General features: G+C 68.2%; 10 protein-coding genes. All 10 read left to right on the forward strand.

Features of this window, described 5'->3' with window-relative positions; all coding sequences use genetic code 11:
• Positions 1 to 9: 9 nt before the first annotated feature.
• Positions 10 to 273 carry a DUF4212 domain-containing protein gene (locus F817_RS0103305; protein ID WP_018866543.1) on the forward strand — a complete coding sequence of 88 codons (264 nt, stop codon included), beginning with the start codon at positions 10 to 12 and terminating at the stop codon, positions 271 to 273.
• 7 nt (positions 274 to 280) lie between these two features.
• Positions 281 to 2,050: a sodium:solute symporter family protein gene (locus tag F817_RS0103310; RefSeq protein ID WP_024326310.1), complete on the forward strand. Its 1,770-nt coding sequence runs from the start codon at positions 281 to 283 to the stop codon at positions 2,048 to 2,050.
• Positions 2,051 to 2,266: 216 nt separating this feature from the next.
• Entirely contained in the window at positions 2,267 to 4,117 is a 1,851-nt protein-coding gene (locus tag F817_RS0103315; protein WP_024326311.1) for a putative nucleotidyltransferase substrate binding domain-containing protein, read from the forward strand.
• A gap of 163 nt (positions 4,118 to 4,280) precedes the next feature.
• Positions 4,281 to 4,892 carry a 3'-5' exonuclease gene (locus tag F817_RS0103320; protein ID WP_024326312.1) on the forward strand — a complete coding sequence of 204 codons (612 nt, stop codon included), beginning with the start codon at positions 4,281 to 4,283 and terminating at the stop codon, positions 4,890 to 4,892.
• A 102-nt stretch (positions 4,893 to 4,994) separates the two neighbouring features.
• Positions 4,995 to 6,953 (forward strand): acetate--CoA ligase, encoded by a 1,959-nt coding sequence (gene acs, locus F817_RS0103325; protein WP_024326313.1) that lies wholly within the window; start codon positions 4,995 to 4,997, stop codon positions 6,951 to 6,953.
• A 308-nt stretch (positions 6,954 to 7,261) separates the two neighbouring features.
• The gene (locus tag F817_RS0103330; protein WP_024326314.1) at positions 7,262 to 7,648 is read left to right on the forward strand and encodes a winged helix-turn-helix domain-containing protein; all 387 of its coding nucleotides are present in this window, start codon (positions 7,262 to 7,264) and stop codon (positions 7,646 to 7,648) included.
• Between the two features lie 105 nt (positions 7,649 to 7,753).
• Positions 7,754 to 9,007: a NupC/NupG family nucleoside CNT transporter gene (locus F817_RS0103335; protein ID WP_024326315.1), complete on the forward strand. Its 1,254-nt coding sequence runs from the start codon at positions 7,754 to 7,756 to the stop codon at positions 9,005 to 9,007.
• Positions 9,008 to 9,267: 260 nt separating this feature from the next.
• Positions 9,268 to 10,068: a molybdate ABC transporter substrate-binding protein gene (modA, locus tag F817_RS0103340; protein WP_024326316.1), complete on the forward strand. Its 801-nt coding sequence runs from the start codon at positions 9,268 to 9,270 to the stop codon at positions 10,066 to 10,068.
• A gap of 6 nt (positions 10,069 to 10,074) precedes the next feature.
• Positions 10,075 to 10,767 (forward strand): molybdate ABC transporter permease subunit, encoded by a 693-nt coding sequence (gene modB / locus F817_RS0103345; RefSeq protein ID WP_024326317.1) that lies wholly within the window; start codon positions 10,075 to 10,077, stop codon positions 10,765 to 10,767.
• An 8-nt stretch (positions 10,768 to 10,775) separates the two neighbouring features.
• The gene (gene modC / locus F817_RS0103350; protein ID WP_024326318.1) at positions 10,776 to 11,882 is read left to right on the forward strand and encodes a molybdenum ABC transporter ATP-binding protein; all 1,107 of its coding nucleotides are present in this window, start codon (positions 10,776 to 10,778) and stop codon (positions 11,880 to 11,882) included.
• The last annotated feature ends 177 nt before the right edge of the window (positions 11,883 to 12,059 follow it).

Genomic DNA, 12,059 nt, shown 5'->3' on the forward strand with positions numbered 1-12,059 from the left:
AGCATCGTCATGTCACAAGAAGACCTGAGCCGGCAGGCGTACTGGCGGGCGCACCTGCGCCTGCTGGGCATCTGCCTGGCCATCTGGTTCCTGGTGTCGTTCGTGCTGGGCATTCTCGTCGCCCAGCCCCTGAACGCGTTCCAGCTGGGGGGCTATCCGCTGGGCTTCTGGTTCGCGCAACAGGGGTCGATCTACACCTTCATCATCCTGATCTTCGTTTATGCCTGGCGCATGAACGTCCTGGATCGCAAGTTCAACGTCCACGAGGAGTAAGCCTGTCATGGATCAACAGACTCTAAGCCTGCTCGTGGTCGGGGCGACCTTCGCCCTGTACATCGGCATCGCCATCTGGGCGCGCGCCGGTTCGACCAGCGAGTTCTACGTCGCCGGGCGCGGCGTCAACCCGATCGCCAACGGCATGGCCACGGCCGCGGACTGGATGTCCGCCGCGTCGTTCATTTCCATGGCCGGCCTGATCGCGTTCCTCGGCTTCACCGGGGGTGCCTACCTGATGGGCTGGACCGGCGGCTACGTGCTGATGGCGCTGCTGCTGGCCCCGTACCTGCGCAAGTTCGGGAAGTTCACGGTGCCGGAATTCATCGGGGACCGTTACTACTCGAAGGCCGCGCGCATCATCGCCGTGATCTCCCTGATCGTGATGTCCGTGACCTACGTGATCGGGCAGATGCGCGGGGTCGGGATCGCCTTCTCCAACATCCTGGAGGTCCCGCTGGCCACCGGGCTGTTCGCCGGCATGGCGGTGGTGTTCATCTACGCCGTGCTCGGCGGGATGAAGGGCATCACCTACACCCAGATCGCGCAGTACGTGATCATGATCTTTGCCTACACGGTGCCGGCGGTCTTCATCGCCATCACCCTGACCGGCAACCCGATCCCGCAGCTGGGCCTGGGCTCGACCCTCGAGGGCTCCGACACCTTCCTGCTGGATGCGCTTGACCAGACCATGGTCGATCTGGGCTTCCACGCCTATACCGAAGTGGGCGGCATGAGCCTGATGAACATGTTCCTGCTGACCCTGGCGCTGATGATCGGTACCGCGGGCCTGCCGCACGTGATCATCCGCTTCTTCACCGTTCCGCGCGTGCGCGATGCCCGCAAGTCCGCTGGCTGGGCGCTGGTGTTCATCGGCATCCTCTATACCACCGCCCCGGCGGTCGGTGCGATGGCGATCTGGAACCTGGTGAACACCGTCCACCCGGGCGAGATCGGCACCGAGGAAGGCCACCTGGCCTACGAGGACAAGCCGGCCTGGATGGAGCGCTGGGAACAGACCGGTCTGCTCGCCTTCGAGGACAAGAACGAGGACGGCGTCATCCAGTACTACAACGACGGCAACGAAGAGTTCGCCGCGATGGCGGAAGAGGAATACGGCTGGGAAGGTTCCGAGATCGTGACCCTCGACCGCGACATCATGGTACTGGCCAACCCCGAGATCGCCGGGCTTCCCGGCTGGGTGATCGCACTGGTCGCAGCGGGGGGTATCGCCGCCGCACTGTCGACCGCGGCGGGACTGCTGCTCGCGATATCGTCGGCCATCTCGCACGACTTGCTGAAGGGCGTGTTCATGCCAAGGATCAGCGAGAAGAGGGAGCTACTGGCCGGACGAATTGCCATGGCGGTCGCCATCCTGTTCGCGGGGTATCTGGGGCTTAACCCACCCGGCTTCGCGGCCGAGGTGGTGGCCCTGGCCTTTGGCCTCGCCGCGGCCTCCCTGTTCCCGACCCTGATGATGGGCATCTTCATGAAGAAGATGAACAAGGAAGGCGCGATCGCCGGCATGCTGGTGGGTCTGGGTACCACCCTGCTGTACATCTTCACGTACAAGGGCTGGTTCTTCTTCTCCGGCACCGCCATGCTCCCGGACACCCCGGAAGGCTGGCTGCTGGGCGTGAACCCGACCGGCTTCGGCGCCATCGGTGCGGTGTTCAACTTTGTCACTGCCTACATCGTGATGAAGCTGACCCGGGAGCCGCCGAAGGAGATCCAGGATCTGGTGGAAAGCGTGCGCGTACCGCGTACCGAAGGCTGATGGACGGCCCCGCCATGACCGGCAGCATCGGCATGGCGGGGTCCCCGTCACCATGACTGGATGGTTATTCAATAGGAGATAAGGCGGGGTCGGCTCGGATACACCGAGTCGGCCCCTTTTATCTGGCACATTGTCCATGGGCCAACCGGCAATCGACCCTACCCCGGTCGATTGCCGGTTGCCCCATTCAAGCTGCACACCCACACGGACCCACGCATGAACGGCGAACTCGAAGAGATCCGCGAGTTTCTCGACCGCTGTCCGGACCTGGCCCCCCTGCCGGCGGCCAGCCGGGATGCCTTCGTGCGCCGACTCACCCTGCGCTACCTGCGCGAGGGGAGCACCTTCCCGCCGGAGAACGAACCGGGCCTCTGGATCGTGCGCACCGGCACCATCGAACTTCGCGACGATCGGGACACCCTGCGCGATCGCCTCGGCGAAGGCGATCTCGTCCATGTACCCGAGGCCCCTTCGCACCCGCTGGGCCCGGTCACCGAGGACGCCCTGATCTACCACCTGCCACTGGAACGCGCCCGGGAGCTGGCGGCACTCGACGGGTCCATCGCCCAGGTCCTCGCGGCCGATGCCCAGCGACCACTCTCCACCGACGGCGCCACGCACGGCCACGGGGGCGACAACCGCCTGCTGACCACGCCGGTACGCGCCCTGATGACGCCCCATCCGGTATTGGCCGTCAGTACCCTCAGCCTGCGCGAGGCCGCACGCCTGATGGACCGGGCCGACATCTCCGCACTGCTGCTGCACACCCCGGACCGGCCGGGCGAGCCCTGCGGGATCCTTACCGACACTGACCTGCGCCGCGCGATCGCCAACGACATCGATCCCGAAACGCCCGTGGCCGACTCGATGGCCCACCCACTGACCACCGTGCACCGCGGTACGCCGGCCTTCGAGGCATTGCTGTGCATGGCACGTCATGACATCCATCACCTCCCGGTCATCCGCGAGGCCGACGACACCCTGGCCGGCATCCTCTCCAGCACGGACCTGATCCGCCACCAGGGGACCAGCGCCGTCTACCTGGTGCGCGACCTGCGCCGGGCCGACGATCTCGAGGGTCTCAAGGGCATCATGCAGGCCCTGCCCCGGCTGCAGACCCAGCTGGTGGACTCCGGCGCGGACGCCCTGCAGATCACGCAGACGATCACCATGGTGATCGACACCCTTACCCAGCGCCTGATCGAGCTGTGCGAGCGTGACCAGGGATCGCCACCCTGCGCCTATGCCTGGCTGGCCAGTGGCAGTCAGGGCCGCCACGAACAGACCGTGTTCACCGACCAGGACACCGCGATCATCATCGCCGACGACGGCCCGAAGGGCGCCGACGGCTGGTTCGAGGCGCTTGCGCGCAAGGTGACCGCCGGCCTCGATGCCTGCGGCATTCGCGCCTGCCCCGGCGATGTCGACCCCACCCACCCCGACTGGCGCCGCCCGGCGGCTGACTGGGCCCGCGAGATGGAACGCGTTCTGCAGCACCCCACTCCGCGCGACGCCATGCTGGCCACCCACTACCTGGACATGCGCGTGATCCACGGCGATGCGAGCCTGTTCGAGCCGCTGCACCAGCGCGCACTGGAGACCGGCGCCCGCCACGAGGCGCTTCTGAGCACCCTGGCCGACCAGGCACGCGACCTGCCCCCGCCGCTCGGATTCTTCCGCCAGTTCGTGCTGGAGGACAGCGGCGAGCACGCCGACACCCTGGATCTCAAAATGCGCGGCCTGCTGCCGATCGTCGCCATGGCGCGGGTATTCGCCCTGCACGCCGGCAGCGCGGCGCGCAACACGGTGGAGCGTCTGCGCGCGGCCGCCCGGGCGGGGGTGATCCACGAGGCGACAGCCGACAATCTGGTCGACGCCTGGCTCTTCATCGCCGGGCTGCGCGCCCGCCACCAGTCGAGCCAGGTCCGCAGCGGCCAGGCGCCGGACAACGCCCTGGACCCGGCCGGGCTGTCCACGCTCGAGCGCAGTCACCTGAAGACGGCCTTCCGCCTGGTCAGCGACGCCCGCAAGACGGCCCTGGCGGACGCCGAACGGGTCCACGGATGACCCAGCCAAACCCGCACGGCCCGGCCACGACCCGTTGATGGTCTGCGCGCTGCACAACGCCGACTGGCGCCGCCCACCCGGGCACTGGCGCTTCTGCCGCGCCCGCCGCCGCGCGGCGCGCCACGCCCCGGCGGGTCCCCTGCGCGCATGCCTGGAGGCGCCTCTGCCGCCGTCCGGGCAACCGGTAGCCGCCAGCCACTTCCTCGCGGTGGATCTGGAGACCACCGGCCTGGACCCGGAACACGATCGCATCCTCAGCATTGGCTGGGTGGCCATGGACGGCCCCCGGATCGACCTCGCCACCGCCGACCAGCGCCTGGTGCGTGCCGAGGGTCCGGTGCCGGAGGCCAGCGCCGTGATCCACCGCATCACCGACCGGCGCGCGGCCAGCGGCGTACCCCTGGAAGAGGCCCTGGATGCCCTGTTCCAGGCGCTCGCCGGCCGCGTGATGGTCGCGCACCACGCGGCCCTGGAGATCGGCTTCCTCGAGCAGGCCTGCCAGCGGCTTTACGGCGTGCGCCCACCGCTGGCGATCGTGGACACCCTGCGCCTGGCGGAGACCGCCCTGCGCCGTGCCGGCCAGCCGATCCCGGCCCACGGGCTGCGCCTGCATACCCTGCGCGCGCGCTACAACCTGCCGGCCTATCGCGCGCACGACGCGCTGTTCGATGCCATCGCGGCCGGCGAGCTGTTTGCCGCGCTGCTCAGCCGGCAGTCGCCGGACGGAAAACTGCCGCTGGGGCGAGTGCTGTTCCGCCCGGCATGGCTCTGGTGAGCGCGGCCCACAGGCGGTTCGCATGCTATCCTCGCATCCACAAAAGGGGCTGGCCGCAGGCCATTCCCGAACCCCTTGCCCAAAATCGATCTGGAGGCCCTGATGAGTGACAACATCGAGTCCACCCTCACCGAGACGCGCCACTTTGCGCCGCCGGCGGAGTTCTCTGCTAACGCGCGCCTGAAGCCGGCTGATCTCGAGGCCCTGCACCAGAAGGCCGAGGCCGACTACGAGGGCTTCTGGTGTGATCTCGCACGCGAGAAGATCGACTGGCAGACCGAGTTTACCCAGGGCCTCGACGAGTCGAACGCACCGCGCTACCAGTGGTTCGCCGACGGGCGCATGAACGTCTCCTACAACTGCATCGACCGCCATCTGGAAGTCCGTGGCAACAAGACCGCCATCGTCTTCGAGGCGGAGAACGGCGATACCCGCCAACTCACCTATCGTGACCTCTACAACGAGGTCGGCAGGCTGGCCAACGCCCTCAAGGGCATGGGCGTGGAGAAGGGTGACCGCGTCATCATCTACATGCCGATGAACGCCGAGGCCGTGATCGCCATGCAGGCCTGCGCCCGCATCGGCGCGATCCACTCGGTGGTGTTCGGCGGCTTCTCCGCGGACGCCCTGCGCGACCGCATCGTGGACTCCGGCGCCAAGCTCGTGATCACCGCCGACGGCGGCGAACGCGGCGGCAAGGTCGTGGGACTCAAGGCCAACGTCGACAAGGCCCTGGACTCCAACCCCGGCGATGTCGAGCAGGTGGTCGTCTGCAAGCGCGCCGGCAACGACGTGTCCATGCACGACGACCGCGACGTCTGGTGGGAAGACGCCGTGGACGGCGAATCCGTCGACTGCGAGCCGGAATGGGTGGAATCCGAACACCCGCTGTTCCTGCTCTACACCTCCGGCTCCACCGGCAAGCCCAAGGGCATCCAGCATTCCAGCGCCGGCTACCTGCTGGGCGCGATCGTCACCAACGAGTGGGTGTTCGACCTGCAGGGCGACGACGTCTACTGGTGCACCGCGGATGTCGGCTGGATCACCGGCCACACCTATGTGGCCTATGGCCCGCTCGCCGTGGGCGCCACCCAGGTCGTCTACGAGGGCACCCCGACCGTGCCCGACGCCGGGCGCTGGTGGAAGATGTGCCAGGACCACGGCGTAACCGTGTTCTACACCGCGCCCACCGCCATCCGCGCGCTGATGAAGGCCGGACCGGACCTGCCCAGGCAGTACGACCTGTCCAAGCTGCGCCTGCTGGGCACGGTCGGCGAGCCGATCAACCCCGAGGCCTGGATGTGGTACTACACCACCGTCGGCCAGGATCGCTGCCCGATCGTCGACACCTGGTGGCAGACCGAGACCGGCGCCAACATGATCGCCCCGATCCCGGGCGCGACCACGCTGGTCCCCGGCTCCTGCACCCAGGCCCTGCCCGGCGTCGCCGCGGACGTGGTGGACGAGGACGGCAAGAGCCTGGGCGCCGACCAGGGCGGCTACCTGGTCATCAAGAAGCCCTGGCCGCACATGCTGCGCACCGTCTGGGGCGACGACCAGCGCTACAAGGACACCTACTGGCCGAAGTTCGGCGGCAAGTACTACCTGGCCGGCGACTCCGCGCGCCGCGACTCCGAAGGCAACTTCTGGATCATGGGCCGCATCGATGACGTGCTGAACGTATCCGGCCACCGTCTGGGCACCATGGAGGTCGAATCCGCCCTGGTCGCCCACAAGGCCGTGGCCGAGGCCGCCGTGGTCGGTCGCCCGCACGACGTGAAGGGCGAGGCCATCGTCGCCTTCGTGATCCTGCAGGGCGACCGCCTGACCGGCGAGGAAGCCGAGGAGATGGTCAAGGAACTGCGCAACTGGGTTGCCGACCAGATCGGGCCAATCGCCAAGCCGGACGACATCCGCTTTGCCGACGGCCTGCCCAAGACCCGCTCCGGCAAGATCATGCGCCGCCTGCTGCGCTCCATCGCCAAGGGCGAGGAGATCACCTCCGACACCTCCACGCTGGAGAACGAGGCCGTCATCCCGCAGCTCCAGGGCAAGGCCTGACCCCCAGGCCGGGGCCCCGTGCCCCGGCCCTTCTCCCGCCAACTCCTCCGCCCCCGTCATTGCGAGGAGCCGAAGGCGACGTGGCAATCTCTGTCCGGCACCACTAGCGTTCGACAGCCTGCGCAGTGCCAGCGGTGGGAGATTACTCGCTGCGCTCGCCCTTCGGGCCGGCCTTTGGCCGTTCAACGCAGCTTCGCTGCTTTTTGTGCTTCGTCGCTGCGCTCTTCGCAATAACGGGGCGGGGGTATCATTCGCAATCGCCAGCCCTCCCCGGCACCATCACCGGTAAACCCCAGGCCCCACAACGCATGAGCACCCAACACTCCGGCAACCCCAAGGACCACCCACAGGCCCCCCGCCTGCGCGTACTGCTGGGCGAGGTCACGGCCATGGGCCCGGGCAAGGCCATGCTGCTGGAGGCCATCCGCGACAAGGGCTCGATCTCCGCGGCCGCGCGCAGCGTCGGCATGTCCTATCGCCGCGCCTGGGACCTGGTCGAGACCATGAACCAGAGCTTCCGCGAGCCCGTGGTGGCCACCGCCAAGGGCGGCGCTGGGGGTGGCGGGGCTCAGGTCACCGCATTCGGCGAGACGGTGCTGGCGCGCTACCGCGACATGGAACGCAAGGCCTGCGAGGCCCTGCGCGACGAACTGCACACCTTCGCCGACTTCCTCGCCGACGACTACGAACCCTGATCCGAGCGGGTCCTGACGGGTCCAGCGCGCGCCCGCATTGGCATCCGGCCCAAAGCCGGTATCCTGTGCGGTTTTTGAACGCCGTCACAGACTAAAGGAAGGCGCATGCTCGCACTGCAAGCCGGGCTGGGACTGCTCGCGTTCGTGGCCATCGCCTGGCTGCTGAGCGAACACAAGACACGCTTCCCCTGGCGCGAGGTGCTGGCCGGGCTGGCGCTGCAGTTCGGTATCGCCGTACTGCTGTTGAGCGTCCCCGGCGCGCAGCATGCGTTCCTGTGGCTGAACCAGGCCGTGATCGCACTGACCGATGCCACTCAGGCCGGCACCTCGTTCGTGTTCGGCTATATCGGCGGGGACGACCCGCCGTTCGCGGTCGACGACCCGGCCAACAACTTCATCCTCGCGTTCCAGGCGCTGCCACTGGTGCTGGTGCTCTCGGCCCTGTCGGCGCTGCTGTTCTACTGGCGCGTGCTGCCGGTGCTGATCCGCGGGGCCTCGCTGGTGCTGCAGCGGGCGTTCGGCATTGGCGGGGCGCTGGGCGTCGGCACGGCGTCGAACGTGTTCCTCTCCATGGTCGAGTCGCCGCTGGTGATCCGCCCGTACCTGCGCCAGATGACCCGCAGCGAGCTGTTCGCGCTGATGAGTGTGGGCATGGCGACGCTGGCCGGCACCATGCTGGTGCTGTACTCGACCATCATCGGCACGGTGCTGGACGACGCGCTGGGCCACCTGATCGTCGCCTCGCTGATCAGCATGCCGGCCGCGTTGCTGATCGCCACCGTGATGATCCCGCCGACGGCGCCCTCCACCGCCGGCGATCTGCTCCCCGAGACCGAGGGTGCGACCAGCGCCATGGACGCGATTACCCGCGGCACCCTGCGCGGGCTGGAGCTGCTGCTGCAGATCATCGCGCTGCTGATCGTGGTGATCGCCCTGGTCGCGCTGGTCAACGTGATGCTCGGTGCGCTGCCCGAGGTCGCCGGGGCCGCGCTGAGCCTGGAGCGCATCCTCGGCTGGATCTTCGCCCCGGCGGCCTGGCTGATGGGCATCCCCTGGGCCGAGGCCACCACCGCCGGCTCGCTGCTGGGGGTCAAGACCATCCTCAACGAGATGGTCGCCTTCCTGCAGATGGCCGAGCTGAGGGACGACGCGCTGTCCGCGCGCAGCGAACTGATCCTGATCTATGCCCTGAGCGGCTTCGCCAACCTCGGCAGCCTCGGCATCCTGATCGGCGGCCTCGGCGCGCTGGTGCCGGAACGGCGCAGCGAGATCGTGAGCCTGGGCATCCGCGCCATCGTCGCCGGCACGCTGGCCACGCTGATGACCGGCGCCGTGGTCGGGATCGTGCACATCGCCTGACAGGCCGCTGAGTCTGAGAATCCGTTGGCAGCCGGAAGCCGTTCCGGTGTAGGCTTCTGCCTGGCGATATGTAAACTGAAATATAACGAACTGGCATACCCCAGCTTCACCGTCACTGCGAGGAGCACCGCGACGAAGCACAAAAGCAGCGAAGCTGCGTTGAACGGCCAAAGGCCGGCCCGAAGGGCGAGCGCAGCGAGTAATCGCGAATGGAACCACGCGAGCCCACTTGGACCCAGCCACCGGGAAGAACCCCCACCATGCACCTGCGCGCCCTCCTCCTGACCCTGCTCCTCCTGCTACCCGGCCTGGCCACCGCCAACGGCCCGCTGACCATCGCCGCCGCCTCCGACCTGCGCTTCGCCCTGGACGAGATCCTGGATACCTACCGCGAGGCGCACCCGGACGACGCCGTACGCGTCACCTACGGCTCCTCCGGCCGCATGACCACGCAGATCATGAACGGCGCCCCCTACGACGTGTTCTTCTCCGCCGACATCGCCTACCCGCAGAAGCTGCACGCCGAGGGCCACGCGGTGACCGAACCCGAGGTCTACGCCATCGGCCGCATCGTGCTGTGGAGCAACCGCATGGATGCCTCCGAGATGACGCTGGAAGACCTGCTACGCGACGACATCCGCCGCGTCGCCATCGCCTCCCCCACCCACGCGCCCTACGGCGTGCGCGCGATGGAAGCACTGAAGTCCGTCGGCATCTGGGACGACCTGCAGCCGAAGATCGTCAACGGCGACAACATCGCCCAGACCGCGCGCATGATTCAGGCGGGCGGCGCGGAGATCGGCATCATCGCGCTGTCGCTGGCCGAGTTCCCGGACCTCGCCGAGCACAACTACCACCTGATCGACGACGCCCTGCACGAGCCACTCACCCAGGGCTTCATCATCACCCGGCGCGGCGAACACAACGAGATGGCCCACCGCTTCGCCGAATACATGAACGGCGACACCGCCCGCGACATCATGCGCCGCTACGGGTTCGTGATGCCCGGCGAAGCACTCCCCGAAGACGAACCCGCCGACACGGCCACGGCAACCCCGTAACCGGCCATGTTCGAGCTGAGCCCCACGGACTGGATGGCGATCGAGGTCACCCTCAAGCTGGCGATCTACACCACGCTGATCCTGCTGGTGATCGCCACGCCCATCGCTTGGTGGCTGGCCAATGGCCGCGCCCCCGGCGGCCTGCGCACCGCGGTGCAGGCATTGGTTGCCCTGCCGCTGGTGCTGCCGCCTACGGTGCTCGGCTTCTATCTGCTGGTACTGCTGGGCCCGGCCGGCCCGGTCGGCAGCACGCTGGAGAACCTGGGCCTCAACCACCTGGCGTTCACCTTCCAGGGCATCCTGATCGCCTCGGTGATCTACTCCCTGCCGTTCGCCGTGCAGCCCCTGCAACAGGCCTTCGCCAACCTCGGCCGCCGGCCCACCGAGATCGCCGGATCGCTGGGCGCCGGGCGCATGGATCGCTTCTTCACCGTGATCCTGCCGATGTCGCGCGGCGGCTTCATCGTCGCCGCCACGCTCGCCTTCGCCCACACCCTCGGCGAGTTCGGCGTGATCCTGATGCTCGGCGGCGCCATCCCCGGCGAGACCCAGGTCCTGTCCATCCTGATCTACGACCACGCCGAGGCGATGGATTTCACCTCCGCCCACCGCCTGTCCCTCGGGCTGCTGATCTTTGCCTTTGTCGTCCTGTTCGTCGTCTACGCGATCAACCGCCGCTTCGACACGGTGCGCCTGTGAGCCAGCCCGTGAGCCAGGCCGTCAGCAATGGGCTACGCATCCAGGCCCGCCTGGAGCGCTCCGGCTTCGCGCTGGACGTGGACACCACCATCCCGCTTGAGGGCGTGACCGCCCTGTTCGGCCGCTCCGGCTGCGGCAAGACCACGCTACTGCGCATCATCGCCGGGCTGGAGCACCCGCCGGGCGCCGAGGTGCACTTCGGCGACACCACCTGGCAGTCCGGCAAGACCTTTGTCCCGCTGCACCGCCGCCGCGTCGGCCTGGTATTCCAGGAATCCACCCTGCTCCCGCACCTCTCCGTACGCGGCAACCTGCTCTACGGCTACAAGCGCACGCCGGAGCCTCTACGCCGTCTGCACCTGGACGAGGTCGCCGACCTGCTCGGCATCACCGAACTGCTGGACCGCCGCGCCGACCAGCTCTCCGGCGGCCAGCGCCAGCGCGTGGCGCTGGGCCGCGCCCTGCTGATCAGCCCCGACTTGCTACTGCTCGACGAGCCGTTGAATGCCCTGGACACCCAGACCAAGCGCGAGATCATGCCCTTCCTCGCCCGCCTGTCCGACAGGACCGGCATCCCCACGTTGCTGGTGACCCACGCCCCGGAAGAAGTCGAACGCCTGGCCCACCGCGTCGCCTTCATGCACGACGGCCAGCTCGAACGCCTGGAACCCCTGCGCGAAGCCCTGGCCCGCGCCGACTCCCCCCTGTTCCGCGAAGAAGGGGCCGTCTCCGTCCTCCAGGGCGAACTCGGCCCGCCCGACGAACACGGCCTGCACCCCTTCGGCCCACCCGAAGCCCGCTACCGCGTACCGTCCACCCCCGGCGCCACCAACGGCGCCGGCCGCCCAGCCCGCCTGCGCATCGACGCCCGCGACGTCTCCATCGCCCTGTCCCCACCCCAGGACGTCTCCATCCTCAACATCATCCCCGTCACCATCGAGGCCCTGGACGAAGCCCCCGGCCACCACGGCCCCGCCCGCGTCCTTGCCGTGTGCCGGCAGCACGACGGCCAGACCCTGATGGCCGAACTCACCCGCCTCTCCACCGAACGCCTCGGCCTGAAGCCCGGCACCCGAGCCCACGCCCTCGTCAAATCCGTCGCCTTCCTCGACTGAACGGCCCGCGCGTACACCGCCAATCCGACGCCCCACCGGCTCCTCTCGCAAACCCACAACGCCCGTGCCAGAATCCACCTGACGACCATGCTAGACGGCGCAGACCCGACCTGCCGCCTCCCGCAACCTGTCTACGCCGCAACATATCCAGGATCCATCGTCTCCCATGCACCGCAA

The sequence above is a fragment of the Thioalkalivibrio sp. AKL19 genome (assembly GCF_000420165.1).
GTDB lineage: Bacteria > Pseudomonadota > Gammaproteobacteria > Ectothiorhodospirales > Ectothiorhodospiraceae > Thioalkalivibrio.